The organism is Nafulsella turpanensis ZLM-10 (assembly GCF_000346615.1).
Classification (GTDB): Bacteria; Bacteroidota; Bacteroidia; order Cytophagales; family Cyclobacteriaceae; genus Nafulsella; species Nafulsella turpanensis.
This window is the reverse complement of record NZ_ANNU01000008.1, coordinates 196,200-216,299: the sequence shown is the minus strand read 5'-3', so window position 1 is coordinate 216,299 and position 20,100 is coordinate 196,200. Positions and strand designations below refer to the sequence as shown.

The 20,100-nt window shown below is 46.7% G+C and carries 11 protein-coding genes; 5 read left to right on the top strand and 6 right to left on the bottom strand.

The annotated features are described in order from the left end of the window. Window positions 1-130: 130 nt before the first annotated feature. A complete protein-coding gene (locus tag F752_RS0104760) occupies window positions 131-973 on the bottom strand; it encodes a DUF1206 domain-containing protein (RefSeq protein ID WP_017730589.1) in 843 nt (280 codons plus the stop codon). Between the two features lie 196 nt (window positions 974-1,169). On the opposite strand from F752_RS0104760, the gene F752_RS0104750 reads away from it, so the two are divergent. The 3 genes from F752_RS0104750 (at window position 1,170) to F752_RS0104740 (ending at window position 4,956) form a co-directional block, all read left to right on the top strand. Continuing rightward, window positions 1,170-2,459: an aminopeptidase P family protein gene (locus tag F752_RS0104750; protein ID WP_017730587.1), complete on the top strand. Its 1,290-nt coding sequence runs from the start codon at window positions 1,170-1,172 to the stop codon at window positions 2,457-2,459. Between the two features lie 418 nt (window positions 2,460-2,877). Further along, the gene (locus F752_RS0104745; protein ID WP_017730586.1) at window positions 2,878-3,339 is read left to right on the top strand and encodes a hypothetical protein; all 462 of its coding nucleotides are present in this window, start codon (window positions 2,878-2,880) and stop codon (window positions 3,337-3,339) included. A gap of 246 nt (window positions 3,340-3,585) precedes the next feature. After that, entirely contained in the window at window positions 3,586-4,956 is a 1,371-nt protein-coding gene (locus F752_RS0104740) for a sigma-54-dependent transcriptional regulator (protein ID WP_026135522.1), read from the top strand. Window positions 4,957-4,958: 2 nt separating this feature from the next. Here F752_RS0104740 and F752_RS0104735 read toward each other — a convergent pair whose 3' ends face one another. Both F752_RS0104735 and F752_RS0104730 read right to left on the bottom strand, forming a co-directional pair. Then, on the bottom strand, window positions 4,959-7,544 hold the full coding sequence (locus F752_RS0104735) for an ATP-binding protein (RefSeq protein ID WP_017730584.1): 2,586 nt from the start codon (window positions 7,542-7,544) through the stop codon (window positions 4,959-4,961). A 233-nt stretch (window positions 7,545-7,777) separates the two neighbouring features. Next, on the bottom strand, window positions 7,778-9,265 hold the full coding sequence (locus F752_RS0104730) for a M28 family peptidase (RefSeq protein ID WP_017730583.1): 1,488 nt from the start codon (window positions 9,263-9,265) through the stop codon (window positions 7,778-7,780). A gap of 189 nt (window positions 9,266-9,454) precedes the next feature. Here F752_RS0104730 and F752_RS0104725 point away from each other — a divergent pair, with 189 nt between their 5' ends. Beyond that, window positions 9,455-10,105 carry a hypothetical protein gene (locus tag F752_RS0104725; RefSeq protein WP_152425028.1) on the top strand — a complete coding sequence of 217 codons (651 nt, stop codon included), beginning with the start codon at window positions 9,455-9,457 and terminating at the stop codon, window positions 10,103-10,105. Between the two features lie 50 nt (window positions 10,106-10,155). Here the strand turns inward: F752_RS0104725 and F752_RS0104720 are convergent, their stop codons facing one another. Next, window positions 10,156-11,976, bottom strand: a complete 1,821-nt coding sequence (locus F752_RS0104720) for a M2 family metallopeptidase (RefSeq protein WP_017730581.1) — start codon at window positions 11,974-11,976, stop codon at window positions 10,156-10,158. A gap of 194 nt (window positions 11,977-12,170) precedes the next feature. Here F752_RS0104720 and F752_RS0104710 point away from each other — a divergent pair, with 194 nt between their 5' ends. After that, a complete protein-coding gene (locus F752_RS0104710; protein WP_017730580.1) occupies window positions 12,171-14,876 on the top strand; it encodes an alpha-L-rhamnosidase-related protein in 2,706 nt (901 codons plus the stop codon). A gap of 84 nt (window positions 14,877-14,960) precedes the next feature. Here the strand turns inward: F752_RS0104710 and F752_RS25185 are convergent, their stop codons facing one another. Continuing rightward, the gene (locus F752_RS25185) at window positions 14,961-19,502 is read right to left on the bottom strand and encodes a PAS domain S-box protein (protein WP_017730579.1); all 4,542 of its coding nucleotides are present in this window, start codon (window positions 19,500-19,502) and stop codon (window positions 14,961-14,963) included. Further along, window positions 19,489-20,046 carry a heme NO-binding domain-containing protein gene (locus tag F752_RS0104700; protein ID WP_017730578.1) on the bottom strand — a complete coding sequence of 186 codons (558 nt, stop codon included), beginning with the start codon at window positions 20,044-20,046 and terminating at the stop codon, window positions 19,489-19,491. The genes F752_RS25185 and F752_RS0104700 overlap by 14 nt, the downstream gene beginning before the upstream one ends. Between the last annotated feature and the right edge of the window lie 54 nt (window positions 20,047-20,100).

Sequence of the window (20,100 nt, the reverse complement as noted above, 5' to 3'; positions counted from 1 at the left end):
CTCTGGCTCTTCTCCTTGTCTCATAACGTTTCTTTTTGTGTATCGCTATTTCAGGACGGGACACCAGAAACAAAAAAAAAGAAGCACGAATCTCGTCATGCTTCTTTTTCTGCTAAAGAGTCTAAATTCTTTATGGAGTTACATCCGGCATATAGCGATACTTCGATTTAACGAACATAAAAATGCCGTAGCAGGCAAGCCCTATCGCTACTGCCGCCATCAGGTAAGGTCCGCCGGTGGTACTTAAGAAGTTAAGTGCGCCCTCAGTTCCCTGTGCTTCGCTGGCGTCGGACTGTAAAGCGGCACGGAGCAGAAAGTAACCAATAATACCCAGCACAATGCCTCTGGCGGTATAGCCAATTCGCCCGGCACGCATAAAGGTGGCTTTTTCTTCCCGGCTCATTTCATGCTTCTTTATTTTATTCTTAAACTTTCCGGTGTAGGCTTTGTACAGCTGAAAAATTCCTTTTCCAATAATAATAACTGCCGCTATGCCTACCAGCCATTGGCCAAAGGGTTGCTGCAGCATTTTCGCCACCAGTAATTGCCGGCCACCACCGCTGCTACCATTGCTGAGGGAGGGGAGCAGTAAGCGAAGTGCCGAGAAGGCAAGGAAAAGATATACCAGCCCGCTAATAAAAAAGCCGGTTCGTTTGGTAATACCTTTTGTGTCATCGCCGTTCCTTTCCGGATCCTTAAAAGCCTGTATCATGCGCCAGCCTACATAACCCAACAGGCCAATAATTACAATACCTAGCAGAATTTTACCGAAAGGCTGCTCCAGAATTGTCCGGAAAGCCCCGTTTTTGCCGTTATTTTCGCCACCAGCGCCAAAAACAGTCATGGCTGCCAGTACACCAATTAAAACATATACAACCCCTTTGGCGGCAATGCCTATGCGGGCATATGTTTCAATCCAGTCAGCGGCATTTCTTCTTGCCTGCTGCTGAACATATATACCTGTTTTGCTCATTTTAAAAATTGTTTAGTTAAAAAATCAGGGTAAAGCCCGGAGTGCCTGTTATTACGAAGGTGCAGCCCGGAAGGTTCTTTTTCTACGGCTGTTTTCGAAACTGGCGTAGAGAGGCTTTGAGGGTAGATAAAATAGCATTTCAGAAAAAAAATTAAGACCTTAGCAATCATTCAGTAATTGTATAAACCTTATTTTTATGAAATACCTACCAATAGGCAAAGACCTGTTTGTACACAACCGAAAAAATTTTTCTGCCCTGCTTAAGCCTAACAGCCTGGCAGTATTTAATTCGAATGATGTAATGCCCACCAATGCCGATGGAACCATGCCTTTCCGGCAAAATAATGATTTATTTTACCTTTCCGGCATCGACCAGGAGGAAAGTATTTTGCTGCTGTTTCCCGATTTTCCGGATGAGAAGTTCAGAGAAGTTTTGTTTGTTACCGAAACCAATGAGCATATTGCTGTTTGGGAAGGGCATAAATATACCAAGGAAGAAGCTTATGAAACCTCCGGTATCCGTACCGTAATGTGGCTTTCGCAGTTTGAGCAAACATTTAATACCTTAATGTCGCAGGCGGCGCATTTGTACCTGAACAGCAATGAGCATATCCGCAACGCTTCTACTACCGAAACCCGCGACATGCGCTTTGCCAAATGGTGCCAGGACAAATATCCGCTACACGAATATGAGCGCGCCGCACCCTTAACCACCCAGCTGCGCCCTATTAAATCTCAGCCCGAAATTGACCTGCTGCAAAAGGCCTGCGATATTACCGAAGGTGGTTTCCGGCGGGTGCTGGATTTTGTAAAGCCCGGGGTAAGGGAGTACGAGATAGAGGCAGAGTTTATTCATGAGTTTGTGCGTAACCGCAGCCGCGGTTTTGGCTATACTCCCATTATTGCCAGCGGGGCAAATGCCTGTATACTCCACTATATCGAGAACAGGGGCGAGTGTAAAGATGGCGACCTTATTCTTTTTGATGTTGGGGCCGAATATGCCAACTACAATGCCGATATGAGCCGCACCATTCCGGTAAATGGCCGCTTTACCAAAAGACAGAAGGAGGTATACAATGCCGTATTGCACGTGCAGCGCGAGGCATTTAAACTGCTGCGCCCGGGCAATACCATACCGGAATACCACAAACAGGTAGGGAAGCTCATGACCGAGCAACTGCTTAAGCTGGGCCTTCTCGACAAAACAGATGTAAAAAACCAGAACCCGGAGAACCCTGCCTATAAAAAATACTTTATGCATGGAACTTCTCACCACATTGGACTCGATGTGCACGATGTAGGAAATATTTACCGGAAGTTCGAGCCAGGAATGGTCTTTACCGTAGAGCCAGGCATTTACATTCAAAACGAAAGTATTGGTGTTCGCCTGGAGAATGATGTGGTCATTACTGAAGATGGTCTTTTTGACCTGATGCGGAATATCCCTATTGAAGCCGACGAAATTGAGGAGCTGATGAATCGCTAATCCTCTTTTAAATAAATAACGGAAGGCTGCCTTGCTTATGTGGGGTAGCCTTTTTTGTTGCTCTATTTCGAGAGTGCCCTGTAAATAAGGTGATTGTAATATTTAGTGGCTTTTTGTCGGATAAAAGCTACTAAGTAAGGTAAGCCTGCTACTGAAGAGCGGTGGAAAAACTGCTTTTATGAGGATAAAGAATAATGTTACGCCCTCGTTCCCCACTTTTGCTGTGGATAAATTCCACATTGTGTAGAAAAAGGACACAGTTTATGGCAGGTCATTTTTTGAAACTTTTTGATAAAAGTAAGAGTGTGAGCGAATTACGCAATTTTGATTTTTCTGGCACAGTTCTTTCAGTATGGTTAACAGAAATAAAAAAATAGAGACAAATTTTTTATAAACCGAATTTTAAATTTTTCTAAAGATGAAGAAGACATTTTTAACTTTTGTAGCTGTTGGTTTTGGTGTATCAGTTTCTTTTGCACAGGTAACTCCGGTAGAAGAAACACAGAATGAAGCAGAAGTAATAGAGCAGACAGATGCCATGTACCAGGACGATGCCCGGGTACTGATAGAAATGGTAGAGTTACCGGTAGCTGTGCAGGATGCCTTTAAAAACGGACAGTATAAGGACAGAGAAGTATTGGCTATTTATGAAGTGCCTGCAGGTGCTGAAGAAGATCCAGCCGTAGCAGGAGTGGTGTATGAATTTGAACTGGCTCCGCTCAACGCTGATGCAGCCGCCGGGGAAGGTGAAGTAACAGAAGCCGGAATGGAAGGAATTGAGAAAGAAAATGTAAGTGCCGTTCAGCCAGAGCCAGAGTTAATTATAGTGTTCGACCAGAATGGTCAGCTAATAGAAGAAGAGCAGCCGGAAGTAGAGTAATTCCGCTGACAGCTGTAAATTTTTTGGACAAAGATCGCTCATTGTCACTGCCTGCGGATTAAGTTAAGTGACTTATACCCAGTTTTTTCAGGCTCAAATTATTTTTTAAACTGATTTTTCCGTTTCAACCAACTAAGCGAAGCATATAACTATGCTTCGCTTTTTTTGTTAGGCTTTAAAAAGAGTACCTTTATATATAAGACGCTCCTTTAATGGCGTTACCATTGCAATGATTTTTTGCTGTATATGACTAAGATACTGATAGTTGATGATGACCCCATGTTCAGGGTCATGCTTCGGACATTCCTTTTAAAGAACAATTACGATATTACAGAAGCTTCTAATGGAAAAGAGTGTCTTAAAAAAATTAAGGCCGATGAGTTCGATATTGTTCTTACCGATTTACGGTTGCCTGATACCACCGGGCTCGACCTGTTAAAAGAAGTTAAGGACTCTGAGAAGAACAGCCAGGTGCCGGTGATTCTCATGACCAGCTTTGGCGACATAAAATCGGCTGTTAAAGCCATGAAGCTCGGTGCGTACGAATACGTGACCAAGCCTGTTAATCCGGATGAAATACTGATGAACATTCGGGGTGCTCTTAAGCGGAGTGCACAGCATTCGCCTGCCGGAGACGAGAATGGAGGGAATGGTAGTTTCCAGGACTTCGAGTATGTGGAAGGTAACACCGAAGAGGCCGGCCGTATCAGAGAGTTTATTTCTCTGGTAGCGCCTACCCGTATGTCGGTTTTGATACAGGGCGAAAGCGGAACGGGTAAGGAGTTTGTAGCAAAAATGATTCACCAGAAGAGTAAGCGCAGCGAAGAGCCATTTGTGGCAGTCGATTGTGGTACACTCTCCAACGATTTAGCCGGGAGCGAGCTGTTTGGCCATGTGAAAGGCGCCTTTACCGGTGCCTTAAATGACAAAAAAGGGCAGTTTCAGGAAGCAGATGGTGGCACACTCTTTCTAGATGAAATAGGGAACCTGCCCTATGAGGTGCAGGTGAAGCTGCTGCGGGCCCTGCAGGAAAAGAAAGTAAGGCAGATTGGCGGCAATGTAGATATTGAGGTAAATGTGCGAATAATTGCTGCCACCAACGAAGACCTTCAAAATGCTGTTGATGAAGGACGCTTTCGCGAAGACCTTTACCACCGCCTTAACGAGTTTAGTATAGGGGTTACGCCTCTTCGTGAACGGAAAGATGATATTGTGACCTTTGCCGAGTATTTTCTGAAGCAGGCCAATGAGGAGCTGGAAAAAGATGTAAGGGGATTTACCCACGAAGCCCTTACCGTTTTCCTGAAGTACAATTGGCCCGGTAATCTCCGCGAACTGAAGAATATCGTAAAAAGGAGTACGCTGCTGGCAAGGAACAGCCACATCGATTTACCAGACCTGCCAGAGGATTTGGTTCGGCAGGCACACAAGCTGGAAGAAAACGGGGTAAATAGCCACCATACGGATATTAAAGCCGTTCATGAGAAGAACGAAAAGGAGCTTATCCGGCAGGTGCTAATCCAGACGAACTTCAATAAAAGTAAGGCAGCCCGTATTCTTAACATCGACCGCAAAACGCTTTATAATAAGTTAAAGCTTTACAGCATCGATGGTTAAGATTAAGGATTGACTACCTCACTTTTACTTAGCTGCCGGACCTTTTCTTCCACAAAATCTACAACCTCCTCTATCTTTTGCTGGAGCTCCTCTATTAGTTGGTCGAATTCATTTTCGGCCTCCTTTTGGTTGGTGAGCTCCATTTGCTTTAGAATAGCGGCCGCTCTTTCTGCTCTTAAATGCTTGAAGGTCGGATACATTTTATGTGCCAGTTCAGAAAGGTTGACATAATCCTTCGCCTGCTGCAGTTGCTTTAACTGCCGGATATTATCGGAAGTATTTTCGAGGAAGGATTGCAAAAGAAGAAGAAATGCCTGCGGATCTCCGGAGGCAAACTGGTTAAAAACCTCCAGACTAAGGGATTCCTCCTCCTGCTGTTCTATCGCCTGCTCTTCTTCCGGAGCCTCCTGTTCCACTTTATTGTTTTCCCATATGCTGGCCAGCAGGTGTCCCAGATCTTTTTCCGAATAAGGCTTTAGCAGGTAAGCATCCATGCCCTGCTTCAGGTAATTATTAAGGTCGTGCGGCATGGCGTTGGCGGTAACTGCTACCACAGGCGTATCGGAGCGGCCATCAGGAAGTTGGCGGAGTTCCTTTAGCAGTTGCATGCCACTCATACCGGGCATATTGATATCGGTTAGAACCAGGTCGTAAGTACGTTGCTTAATTTTTTCGAGTGCCTGAAAACCGCTGCTGGCTTCATCAGAATCAATGCCCCACTTCCGGAGGATCGTCCTCAGTAGCATAGCATTAAACGTATCATCCTCCACCAGGAGCACCTTTTTGCCTGACCATCCCTCTTCCTGTACAATGGCAATATCGGCAGGTTCCGTAGCTACGTGCTCCTGCCCTTTGGCAAACGGAATGCTTACTTTAAACAGCGATCCTTTTCCTTTTTCGCTTTCTACACTTATTTGTCCTCCCTGGAGCTCCACCAGTTTTTTGGTAATGGCAAGACCTAAACCGGTGCCACCATACTTGCGGGTAATGGTATCATCGGCCTGACTAAAGTTTTCGAAGATATAGGGCAGGTGTTCAGGGCTAATGCCAATACCGGTGTCCTGTACCTCTATCGTAACCACATACTTACTGAAACCATTGTCATTCGCATCGAAACGAATACGAACACTGCCTTCTTCCGTAAACTTAATGGCATTGCTAAGCAGGTTAAAAAGAATTTGCTGAAGGCGGAAGGAATCGCCCTGCAGGTAGAAGGGCCCTTCGGGAAAATCCTTTTGGAGGAGAATGTCTTTAACCTGCGCCTTATTTTCAACCACATAGCAGGTCTCTTCGATAAGATTCCTTAGCTCGAAGTCCTTTTTTTCGAAGCGAAGCTGGCCTGCTTCTATTTTAGATAAATCAAGTATATCGGTAACAATGGCCAGCAGGAATTCAGAAGAAGAGCTAATGGCCTTTATCTGGGACTGTTGCGGTTCCGGAAGCCTTGCCTTACGTAGCTGTTCTGTAAAGCCGATAATGGCATTAAGTGGGGTGCGGATTTCGTGGCTCATGTTTGCCAGGAATTGTTCTTTAATATGGCGGAGTCTTTCAGAACGCTGGCGGGCCAGCTCAAGACTCTTTTTATAGTAGTTGCTCCGGGTAATATCTTTTACTATCAGGATCATGAAAACCAGGCTCGACAGGAGTCCGGCACAGCTAATCATGAAAATAATAAAAGAGGCCTGGTTTGCTACCCTGGTGGCTTCCCTTGCATTGGCGGCCGAAAGCTGCGCTTCCTCCCGCTCCAGTTCGCGTATCATCTGGCGAATCTGGTCCATTATGGCCTGGTCTTTCTCTAATAATTCCAGTTCCTGGCTGGTCAGCTGCCGGCGATAGCTGTGCTCTTCCTCCTGCAGTTCTTTTAAAATTTTTCGCACATTGCCCAGTACCGTATCGGGAGCCTGCAGGTTTAGCGCAATGGTATCGATGCTTACCTCGGTGCGGGTAGTGGTAACCGTGCTGTCGCCTCCTGCAATCATTATGTTTGGCTTTTCTTTGCTTCCGAATATGCGGCTGAAGAACCCTTTTTTCTCGACCGGCTCAATGCTTACCCGCGGCAGGGTCGAAACAGTTTCTTCTACTTTCTTTTGGGTAGTCTTAAGCGCTGTTTTTACTTTTACGGAAGTTCCGCTACGCTTGCTCAGCCGGCTTAAAGCCTTATCGGAAAAGCTTTGCTGGTCGGTCATGGCCTTCAGTTCCATAAACTGGTTAAGGCCTTTTATTTTTTGCTGCATGAGCATGGCAATGGAATCAATCCTTTTTCGCTGGCCCGGCTGTCGGGAGGTAAGCAGGCGCAAAGTATCAATCTTATTGAAAACCCTGTTCAGGCTGGTTTCATAATTAATAAGGTAAGGTTGTTCCTGCGTAAGAGTGTAGGCGCGAATCTGGCTTTCGGCCTCGGAAACGTCTGTTAATAGCTGGTTAAGCTTGGCCGATTTTGCATTTGGCTTTGCCAGGGTCTCCACCGAAGCAGAGATTTGCTTAAAGCTGCTAACAGAAAAATAAATGGCCGTTATCAAACCTATTGCCAACAGGCTAAAGGCCGTAATGACTTTAAATTTGGTGGAAGAAAATATTTTTGTACTCATGCCTTACTCTACATCTTTCTCTTACAACAATAAAGATACAAAAAGTATTGTTGAACCTGATTATTGTTAAAACTTTCGTCTTCTTTGAGTACAAAAAAGAACAGCCTCCGCGGGGAAGCAGAGGCTGAAGTAATTAAAAATATCCGGTAGCTTTTTTATGGATTTTGCAGCTACATTTTTCGCAGGTGAAGACTTATTACCTGCTTCTATGCGATAAATTAAGGTGGAAATTATTATTCTGAATATAAAATCTCTGCGGCCTCTTCATACTTATCGCCCTCTATCCAGTAAGGAGCCTCTGCTGCAGCGGCTATCTTTTGTACGGCAAGCGTATAGGCACGGCAGTAATTGGTGAGGTAATCGAAATCGAGGGTTTCAGGGTTATCTATCACCTGGTGGTAATATTTCAGTACCTCTGCATCGAAGGCCGTAAAGCCGGGGCTAAAGGTAGGGGCGGGGATGCCTTTTCTGGCAAAATTGACGTTATCGGAACGGTCGAAAAGGTTTTGCTGCGGCACCGGGTCTGGAATTGCTTCCAGCCCAAAAGCATTAACAGCTGTTTTGAGTGCCTCATCGGCCGTGGTACGGCCCAGCCCGATGATGGTTACTTTGGTCGTATCATTATAACCGGCTCCATCGATATTGAGGTTAAAAACTGTTTGCTCAAGCGGAACAGCCGGATGTTGAGCATACCAGGCACTGCCCAGCAGTCCTTTTTCCTCGGCCGTCCAGGCAGCGAAGATAATAGAGCGCTCCGGCGGATAGAGGTTAAAGTATTTGGCTGCCATTAAAACAGCCGCTACTCCTACTGCGTTATCGCGGGCACCATTGTAAATAGTATCTGCCCCAGCAGCGCCGGAGGTAGTGCCTTCATGGTCGAAGTGGGCAGCGAGGAGAAGGTATTCGTCTTTCAGCTCAGGATTGGTGCCTTCGATAAAGCCCAGTACATTATGGGCGGGGATAGAGCTTACTTCTTTACCGCTCAGCTCTATTTGTCCATTTAATTTTTTGCTTTTGCTCAGCTGCTCAAGTTTTTGATTGTCCACATCCAGCAACCAGAGGTGGGGTATTGTAGTGCCTTCGGCTCCTCTCTCAGCGAGCCCCATTTCCTCACCTCCCAGGTAGCGCTGGAGCCGGCTCCACTCCAGCTGCGGATGGTTGTATAGCTCTATTAACGCTTTGGCCCCTTTTTCCGTTAGTAGCTGTCGTTTTTGGCGGGCGGCCGAAAACCATGCCTGTGGAGAATCCTCACCAGGTAGCCCTGCTTTGAGCAGAACGATCTTTCCTTCTACTTTTGCTTTTTCTAGCTCCTCTTCCGTGCCGTAGTTAAGGTAAACCACTGGACCCGAGAGTTGGGCATTTTCTCCTGCTAAAGGCAGGAAATCATTTGCTAAAGTGTATTCATGCTTTCCAAGGCGGAGTGTTCCATCCTGGTGGGCAGTGGTTTTTTCGAGCGGCACTTCCTGGAAATAGCTGCCCAGGCTTTCCAGTGGGCGAACATTATGGGAGATAAAATAATCGGCTATGTAGCGGGCGGCGATTTGTATACCCGGACTCCCCACATCGCGCCCCTGAAGCTCGTCGGAGGCCAGAAAGCGGATATGGAATTCGACCTGTGGCTCGGTAATGGTTTCTTTAATAAGCTCCACAGGCTCCTGCTGGGCGCTGGCAAAGCTGGCGGTAAAAAACAGGGCCAGGGGAAGAAAAATATTTTTGTTCATATAGATATAGTAAATATGTTAACAAGTTGAAAAAGAAGAAACGCTTAAAGTAGCAATTTCCTATGCGGGCAGCAATAAGGGTAGAGATTTTTTCTGATGAAATTCTAAAGCCACGGGAGTAGGTACTTCTTCAGTTTGATTTCAAAATATGATTTGGTATTATTAGCGGTTATTACTCCTCTACTCCTTATGAAAAAAAAGCTGCTTATTCTTCTGATTCTATTACTGCGCTTTTCATCTTATGCCCAGAAAGAAGTTCCGCGATTTCAAAAAGAAGTGAAGCTGAATGTGCCCTTGCTGCTAAAAGCAAACCATTTGGGCCTGGGTAATTTAGCACCGGTTTTTATAATGGAAAACAGAGCAGGGAAGCTACATGAATTTGAACTGAGCTGGTTTAGCTTATCAAGAGATTTAGAGGAGGATACAAATTCGCAAGGCAAAGTCTTCAAAAATATTCACCTGAGGTATAATGGAGGGCTGCGTTATCAATATACCCATATGTTTTCTGCAGAAAAAAGGATAAGTCCCTTCATTGGCGGGGCTATATCGACTATTTGGTACAGCCATACCTTTAAACCTATGACTTTAATGAAATTTCCTTCCAGCCAGGTGCGGAATACAAATGCCCTTGAGCTGATACCTGGATTCCGGTGGAGGTTGTCAGAGAGAGTTGGTGTGGATGTTTCAATAATACTGAATGCAGTAGTACACAAATTCAATTTTGACAAGATAGAAAACCCTGCACTACCTCTAAAATACTGGAGAAACTGGAATAATGAGCTTTATGTAAAACCTTTTGAGCAGCTCCATACCCGCTTTGGACTTTTTGTAAAGCTTTAAAAAAGCCCCGAATGCTAAAGTCATCCGGGGCAACTTGTGAGTTGGCTATTCTATATCGTCTCCGGCAGGGTATATTCCCGGCCTTTGTTCACCTCTTTCAGGTAAGCCATAAGCGGGTCGAAATATTCGAGCATTGCTTTGGCGCTGAGTTCTTCGCCGGTAGTTTCCTTTAGCAGCTCACGCCAGTCGCGGGTGGCACCGGGTTCGAGTATTTCCTTCAGGAAATCGCCCACCTCTTTGCTGCCATAATAATTGGTCGCGCGAGGGTCCTGATTCAGGATGTTTTTAGCAATGTGGTTGTGCAGCTGGAACAGGAGGGCGTAGCTGATGGCATAGTCGTAGTATTGCGCAGGGTCGTTATTAATATGAGTTTTAGAGGCCGCGTCCGTATACTCTTCTCCGCGTGGAGAAGGCGGTACAATGCCCTGGTACTGGCGAACCAGCTCCCACCAGCGTTTATTCAGTTCTCCTTCTTCCAGCTCACCGGAATACAAATCCTGCTCGAAGTGTGTCATTACCCCGGCAGAGAAGGGCAAAAATACAATATAGTTCAGCGCTTCCTTTAATAAAGTTTTGGTTTCATCAGTCTCTGCATCCGGATCAACCAGGCCGAGGCCGGCAATAAAAGGCTTTTGCATGGCAGCCAGTCCCATGAGGCTGCCAACGGCTTCGTGGAAGCCCCGGTTAGCCCCACCACGGAGTAGTGGCGGCACATCAGGGTTAGTATAGCTAAGGTAGTAGTAGATATGGCCCAGCTCGTGGTGAGTGGTTTCATACCATTCTTCCGTTGGAATGACACTCATCAGGGCCCGCACATCATCCTGCAGGTCCATATGCCAGGCAGAGGCATGATTATTCTTTTTATAATCGGCACCTTCAGGGACAGGGTAGAGGCTGCTCAGCTCATAAAAGCTTTGGGGCAGGGAATCGAAGCCGAGGCTGATGTAAAAACGTTCACTTTGTTCAACGAGCCATTCGGGTCCTTTTTCTTCCAGCACCGGGTCCAGGTCCAGCCCTTCTACCTCCACCATGGGCGACCAGTCCTGGCCCCAGCGGTTGGGCAGCCAGTGGGCAGGCAGCATTTCCGGTACTTCGGTATTATACTGTTCGGCCAGCTCATAACGGGCATAAGTGTGCAGCTCGCGGTACAGCGGCCAGATATCCTCGATTAGCTGCTCGTTCAGCTCTACCATCTCTTCGGCTGTCATGCCATAGTCCGACACCTGATAGGCAAAGTAGTTATCATAGCCCAGTGCCTGCACCGTTTCGTTGCGGAGGCGGCGCAGGTCGAGAAGCCCCTCGCGCAATACGGTGCCTACTTCCTTGCTGCTTTGCCAGGCTGCCAGGCGGCTGTCGAGGTTATAGGTTCCTTTCAGTATTTCATCAATTTCATTAGTCGATACCGATTCCCCATCTATCTGGAAATCATACCCAAACAGCAGCTCGTTCTGGGCAGCTTCGGCTTTAATACGCTCCTTTACCAGGTCTTTTACAATGGCAGGGTTATTAGCAGCTGCATAGAGGATGGTTTGTAGCTGCTTTACCTGTAAGGGCTCCAGTTCCTCTTCCTGCTCAAGCAGGGTGCGGGCCCGGTTAATATTCTCTTCACTACCCGTGAATTCGGCAAGGGCTTCATTCGCCTGCTGTACCCGCCAGCTGTTGGTGGTATCACCTTCTACAATACGGGTATTGGCGGCCCATTCAGCCAGTGCCGATTCATAGTATAGTTTCACAAACTGTTCGGTATAACCTTCAATAAAGGTTTGGGCTTCTTCTACAATCTCATTATCCTCTGTGGTTGTTTCCCGAGGGTTACTGGAACATGCTGCCGCAAAAATCAGAATCAGGCAGAAAGGAAAAAGTTTCTTCATGTCTCTCTTTTATTTAGATGTAAAAATGGTACGCTGGCAGGGTAATTTAATAAAAATAAAGAAATTTAACGATTTAGAGGGATAACTTCCTTCAACAGCTGTTGAATAGCAGAAACGCTTCCCGGATACCTAAAACTTTTCTGTATCAGATGTGCTATATTAGCAGTCCGGTAAATTTTTATAAGTTGTAACGAATGAAAATACAAAAACTCACAACCATTTTATTGGTGAGCTTAGTTAGCTGTACAAAGGTTGGAAACGAAAACAGCGAAACCATGAGTGATCAGGTATTATATGAGTCTGAAATATATGATGTGTATGCAGACCGGGTAACGCAGGGGCTGTTTGAGGCCGCGGCGATTAGCCCTACCTCCATGATATCGAACTACCAGAGCCCGGCCAATGAAAGGCATAGCCGGGGCGTTATGTTCAAATTCAGCATCAACGGAAAGGATAATGAATTGCCGCCCGGCAGCGACCATTTTATGGTCCTTTATCCTGAACAGGGAGGGGCTGTTACGCCTGTTATCCGCTTTGGTGAAAGATATGTGGATACCACTGCAGTGCCGCAGGACAGCTTCCTGGAACCGAATACCAGGTTTAGAATCAGGCTCGACATGAGTCCTGTGCTGGAGGCGTTTGAAAAGCAGGGGTATTACGAAACCTACGCGGGTGAGCGGGTGTATAAGGAAGACTTTAAGGGTGTTTATGTAGCCGGAAATGCCGAACCCTTGAGCTGGGACTTCGAAAATCTTCCCAGCCGCGAGGGGATGCAGCTAACCGACCATGACGGTGATGGTATTTATGAAACCACCCTTACACTCAATCAATATAATCCGGAGAACTTTACAGCCAAGCGATGGGAGTTGCAGGAAGATGTATCGGAGTATCCACAGTACCGCTCCGAACAGTTGCTGCTTGATGCCCTGTACAACCTTTCGCTGGAGGAACTGAAGCTGGACATACGGCCCGACAATACCTTTATGGCGGGTGAACAGTGGAATGGCGTATGGACCCGCGACATCAGCTACAGTATTTTGCTGGCCCTGGCAGCTATTGAGCCGGAAGTGAGCAGGAACAGCCTGATGCGGAAGGTCAATCGCAACCGTATTATTCAGGATACCGGTACCGGTGGTTCATGGCCTGTATCGACCGACCGTACCACCTGGGCCCTTGCGGCATGGGAGGTATACAAAGTTACCGGCGATGAGGAGTGGCTCCGGCAGGCATATGAAATAATCCGAAATTCGGCCGAAGATGACCTGAAGGTTGCTTATGATGAAGAAACAGGGCTGTTCCTGGGGGAGTCGAGCTTCCTCGACTGGCGTAAGCAGAGTTACCCCCGCTGGATGGAACCCATTGATATTTATAAAAGCGAGAACCTGGGCACCAATGTTGTACATTACCAGACTTACCGTATTCTGGCACAAATGGCTGAGATTTTAGGTGAAGATGGGGAGAAATACCAGAAGATTGCAGAAGGGGTAAAAGAAGGCATCAATAAATACCTATGGGTAGAGGATAAAGGGTATTATGGCCAATACCTGTACGGAAACCATTACCTGGCCCTGTCGCCAAGGGCTGAAGCATTGGGAGAATCTTTAAGTGTACTGTTTGAGGTGGGCGATGAGGAAAGAAGAGAAGAGGTAGTGGAAAACACGCCGGTAGTTCCTTTTGGTGTCCCCAGTATTTTCCCGCAGATTCCGGGAATACCGCCTTACCACAATAATGGCATCTGGCCTTTCGTGCAGGCCTACTGGAACTGGGCCGCAGCGAAAGTTGGTAACGAAGCGGCCCTGGAGCAGGGGCTGGCTGCCCTCTATCGTGCGGCTGCTCTTTTCCTGACTAACAAGGAAAATATGGTGGTCGAGACCGGTGATTTTAAAGGAACCGAAATCAATTCCGATCGTCAGTTATGGAGCGTGGCAGGGAATCTCGCCATGGTATACCGGGTGTTTTACGGCATGCGGTTCGAACCCGATGGTATATATTTTGAGCCTGCAGTGCCTGAATCCTATGCGGGAGAGCGGCTGCTGAGCAATTTCCGCTACCGTAATGCTGTACTTGAAATTCAGCTTGAGGGCTGGGGTAACAGTATCCACAGTATTTACCTTGACGGGGAGCCGCTGGAGGAGCCTTTTATACCGGCTGATTTGGAAGGGAACCATACCATTGCCATTACCCTGGTAAATGGAGGTTTTGAGGAGGAGGAGTTTAACCTCCGGGAAAACTATACCGCACCCGAAACACCCATTGCTGTATGGCAAGAAGGAAAGCTGCAGTGGAAGGCAATTGAAAATGCTAGCCAGTACCAGGTATGGGTAAATGGGAAAGAGGTAGAGGCTACTGAGGAAACCTACCTTTCTCCTTCTTCGCTGCCTGCCTATGCCGAGCTGCAGGTAGCCGCGGTTGATGAAAATGGAGTGGCTTCCTTTTTAAGTGAGCCGGTGGTGGTAACCGATAAAACAGAAGTGCTGACATTCGAGCTGGAAAATTTCGCCCCTCGGGCAGGACTTGATTTGGCAGGTTTCAGTGGAGAAGGCTTTGTGGAAATCAGCAAACAGGAGAACCTACATATTCCTTTAAGAATAAAAGTACCGGAAGCAGGAACTTACCTGTTGGATTTCCGCTACAGCAACGGCAGCGGACCCATCAATACCGACAATAAAGCGGCTATCCGCACCTTGCTGCTCAATGGCGAATATGTATCGACCGTAGTATTTCCGCAGCGTGGAACCGATGAGTGGTCGAACTGGGGGTGGAGTAATGCAGTGGAGGCGGAACTGAAGGAAGGTGTAAATGAGCTTAGCCTGGTATTTGAACCCTTCAACGAAAACATGAATGTTGATGTAAACCGTGCCATGCTGGACCAGCTGAGAGTCATTAAACTTGAGGAGTAGATTCACTTACAGAGAAGCGACAATTCATATAAAGAGGCCTCACTATTTCTTCGGTGGGGCCTCTTTTTTAGCGGAAACAGTAGTTTATAAATTCTCATTTTCCTTCAATTGCCTTAGTACTTCCCGAATGGTATCGGTAAACTGCTGAATGGTTTCTTTCCCTTCGTCTGACCGGAAAGTGTTGTACTCCATTTTTTCTATAGCCCTTACCCGCTCTCTTTCTTTTTCTATTCCGAGCATATCGATAGAGGGTTTGAGTTTATGAGCCAGAGCCCGGGTCGTTTTAAGCTCCCTTTCTCCGGAAATCCCCAGCATTTCGTCCAGCATTGCCGGACTTGTTTCTACAAAGATGGTAACCATTCTTTTTACGAATTCACTGTTGCCGCCTGTCTGCTCATATAGTTTGTCGAGGCTGTAGAGCTTCGGTTCTTTTTCGGTCACTGCCGGAATAGTTTCTGGCACTTCTGTAGCTGTTTCGGCTAAAGCAGGTTTAACTGCCATAGCAGGCTCTGTTACAGGAGTGGAGCAAAGCGGACTGCCTTCCTGCTCCGGATTTACACGCCATTTCATGTGTTTGACTATTTTTTTATGTAAATCATCGGGTGTAAAAGGCTTACTTACATAGTCATTCATGCCGTTGGCGAAAATCTGCTCTCTTACTCCCTGCATGGCATCGGCGGTAAGGGCAATAATAGGAAGTTCTTCGCTGCTGTACTTTTTCCGGATATGGCGGGTGGCTTCATATCCATCCATTACAGGCATCTGCAGGTCCATGAGGACCAGGCAAAAAGATTCCTGCTCGATATGCTGCAGGGCCTGCTCACCATTTTCCGCTACTACTATCCGGGCACCCCAGTCTCCCAGAAACTGGGACGCTACGACTACATTAACCGGGTTATCCTCTACGAGTAAAATCTGCTGGCCCTGAAGGCTGTGGGTTCCATTACTTACCGGCTGATACAGGCTTTCTTCCTCAGGTTTTGTCTTGCTTTGTTTAAAACTTAGCTGGAAGTAGAACTTGCTGCCGACTCCCAGTTCACTTTCTACCCTAATCTTGCTGCCCTGCAGCTCTAACAGCTTTTTGGTGATTGCCAGGCCTAAACCGGTACCACCATATTTACGCGTTGTATCGGAGCTTGCCTGGGAGAAGCTGTCGAAAATATGCTCCAGCTTCTCCTGCGGAATTCCAATGCCGGTATCGCGTACCGAAAACTCCAGTACCACCTCCTGCTTATTTTTCTCCAGCACATCTACCGTTAAAGTAACACTTCCTTTTTCAGTAAACTTAATGGCATTACCAATGAGGTTATTAAGTATCTGGGAAAGGCGGGTAGGATCGCCCAGCAACATTTCAGGCATTTCATCATCAGTAAGCATTCTGAGCCTGATGTCCTTGTCTTCATTGGCACGTGTACCCAGCGATTGCTTAATGCCGCTAAGCAGGGTTTTAATATTGAAGTCTACCTCTTCGAAAGTAACCTTTCCTGCTTCTATTTTGCTGAAATCGAGTATGTCGTTGAGCAGGTAGAGCAGGTTTTCGCCTGAAAATTTCAGAAGTTTCAGGTTCCTTAGCTGATCAGGCCGTGGCTGTTCTTTCAGTAGCAGGTTGGTGATACCGATAACGCCGTTCATAGGCGTGCGAATTTCGTGGCTCATGGTCGAAAGGAACTGCGCTTTAGCCTGCGAGGCCTGCTCGGCCTGTTCTTTTGCCAGTATCAGGGCTTCTTCGGCCAGTTTACGGTCGGTAACGTCATTGAGTGTACCGGAAATTCCTTCCATCTGGTTAAACTGGTCGAGCGTTACACGGGCATACACCTCAATCCAGCGGATTTCCCCGGTTTTAGTAATTAGCCGCAGCATCTGTCGGCAGAAGTCAATTTTCTGCTCCATAAGCAGATCGTAGAGCTCATCCATTTCGATGCGATCTTCTATATGGATATAATCCAGCAGGTTATGGCCCAGGCTTTCCTCCATGGCAAATCCAGTAATATCCGTCCAGGCAGGGTTGAGGAAGGTAAGAAAACTCTTTTCATCTGTCTGGAATATAACCTCAGTAAGATTATCGACGGCCGAACGATACTTTTCTTCGCTGGCTAGTATCTGCCCTTCGGCCTCCTGACGTTCAAAAACATTGCCCAGCAGGTGGGTGAACGTCTTGAGCAGCTGGACTTCCGACTCTTCCCATTCCCTGTACTGGCGGCAGTTATCGAAGCCTACAAAGCCACGATATTTCTTCTTTACAAAAATGGGGAAAGCCATGATAGATTTTATTTCCTGCGGCTCCAGAATCTCCTGCATGTCTTCGGGCAGCTGCCTGATGTCGTTGCATATAAGGCCTCCTCTGAGGGTCCTGCGCTTAAAAGAAGGGATAACAGAGTAAGGGATGTTTTGCATATTCTCAATCTGGGGTTGTACATTTCTGCTGCACCATTCAAAGGTGTTGGTGGTAAAAACCCCGTCGAGGCTGTCTTCAAAAATGTATACCCTGCTTACATCGGTATGCCTGCCTAACTTTTCCAGTGCAAGATTGATAGGGTCATGCAGGTCTTCCATTACAGAGCTGAAGAGAAAGGAAATGTCGGATAGCAGCTTCTGTTGCTTTAGGTTTTTGTGCAGGTGCCGCTCGGTATTCTTCTGTTCTGTGATATCCGTATTGCTGCCTACTATGCGTACCGGCTTTCCTTTGGCATCTTTGAGCATAATTCCCCGGGTACGGATTGTACGGTAGGAACCATCTTTATGCCGCATACGCGACTCAAATTGTAGCTGGGGTATACTTCCTTTCATATATTCCTGCAGCCTCCCCAGTACCTGCTCTTTTTCTGCCGGGTGGAGAAGACTCACCCAGGTTTCGTAAGTGCTGGGCAGCTCATCTTCCTGATAGCCGAACATTTTTTTCCACTGGGGCGAAAGGTAAATTGTCTGCTCCTCTACATCCCAGTCCCAGATGCCATCATTACTGCCCTGTACTGCCAGGTTAAAGCGTTCCTCACTTTCTTTTAACTGTGCTTCGGTTTTGCGGAGGTCTGTAATATCAAGTGAGGTACCATAAAAATATTTAAGCTCGCCGTTTTCGTCCCTTTCCGGTTTTATAGTGAGCTGCAGATAGCGGATTTCGCCGCCGTATCTTTTAATTCTGTACTCGAAACTACAGAAACCTTCTTTAACGGACTTTTGTACTTCCTGTTCAAGCTTTTCCTGGTCGGCAGGATGGGTGAATTTACGCGCCTCCTGTTCGGTAAGAAAGCCCTTTTCGGGAATATTGAGCTGGCGATAAATTTGCCTGGAGAGGGAAAGTTTTTTAGTTTGTAAATTAAACTCCCAGTGGCCAAGGTTTGCCAGCTCCTGTGCCTCCAGCAGAGCCGCCTGGCTTTCCATCAACTTCGCTTCCGATTTTTTCTTTTCTGTAACATCACGGAATTGCCAAAGGTGACCTAATGTTTCCCTGCCGGCTAAAATAGGTACATAGTCGCGCTCCATAATTCGACCATCGGCTAATTTTACCTCCTGGCCTGCCAGTAGTTTTCTTTTTTTCTGGAGCTGCTGAATTTCCTGCACCATAGCATCGGGCGTGGCAAACTTTTGTTTTACTCCCTCCGCCAGTTTTAGGCTGTCTTCTCCAAGAAATTCGGCTTCCTCCGCCAGGCCAAAAATTTTACAGAATCGCTCGTTTACATGTACAATTTTGTTATTCTCATCTTCCACCAGTATGCCGGTATGCAGGTTACGTATAAGGGTAGAAAGCCTGCTGGAAGTGAGGTAGAGAGCTTCTTCAGCCTTCTTCCGATCTGTAATATCACGCGCCAGGGCAGTAAACTCCTCAGCTTTGCCCTCCGTTTTGGTAAGTTGTACATTCTGGCCAATCCAAATGGTCTTCCCGGTTTTGAGCAGTATTGGAAACTCCAGGTAGGTTGTTTGGGTGCGGCTTTCGAACTGCCGTGCATAAAAATCAACTACTTTCTGCCGGTGGCTGGCCGGAACAAACTCCTGTAAGTGCATTTTCAAGAGCTCTTCCTCGCTGTAGTGCAGCAGGCGGCTGGCTACAGGGTTTACATAGGTAAGCAGCCCCTTGGTATTGATTCTGTAAATAATATCGCTGGCCGATTCGATGATTTGGCGATAGCGCTTTTCGCTCAGGCTAAGTTCTGCCTGGGCTTTTTTGATGTCGGTAATATCGCGGGCCAGCAGGTTTATGTAGTTTAAGTCCTGGCGGCCTGAAAAATGGATTAAATAACAGGATCCGTTAATAGTATATTCCTGGCTCTGCGGCTCACCTGTTTGAATGGCATTATTGAAGGCGGGAGCAAAAAGAGATGGGTAGGCATCGCCTATTTTAAGTCCAAAGTAGCGGAGCAGGCTTTGCTGGCTTGCCGGGTTGGCATAAACAATGTCTCCTGATTTTGAAATTCTTAGTACCGGGTCGGGGATTTCCTCCGGAAATAAGGCGAGCACCTTTACTTCCTGCGTGCGGCGGGCGATTTCCTTCTCAAGGTCGCTGTTAAAACGTTTAAGTTCCTGGTTTGAGAGGTAGAGCTCGGCAGATTTTACTTCAATAATTTTCTCTGCTTCCTTCCGGGCTTTCCGCTCCCGTGCCAGGGCTTTCTTTAATTCTTCAATTTCGTTCATACGCCACTTTTTTATGCAAAAGGAAACGAACCTTTTTGCGGTCAGGGCTAAGATCTTCGCGCTGAAGTTCAATGGGCTCGTCGAAATAGTTGATACAACCCACAATAAGGCCTTCTACCAGCTCACTTAGCCTTTTCTCGGAAACATAATGTACCTCCATAAGAGTAGGGCTGCGGAGCGCCGCCGTTACCTTGGGAATACTGGCTTCCGGATTGAGTTTGTAAATCTCAAATTTCATGATACTCTCTAATTGACTTAAAAGGCTAAAAGTATCGGGAAACTGGCTGAGCTCCACGGAATAGTTAGGACTAAGCCGATGGAACAGGCATTCTCCATATCCCTTTAAAAGGACTCCCTTCGGATTTTGTGCATGATTGCTCAGGCTCTCGAGAAGCTTTACCAGTTCCCGGTAAGGATAATTACCTACAGCTGTAAAAGCACCTTCATTTTCGAGCCCGGCGTCTTCAATTACCCTGTTGGTAAACTCCAGGCCCATAAGGTCTTCAATTAATTCGATAAGCTCAGTAAATAAAATCCCTTTCATGAGAATAAAAATTTTTAAAATAAAAAAGCAAAGTTCAAACGGGCGAATGAGAAA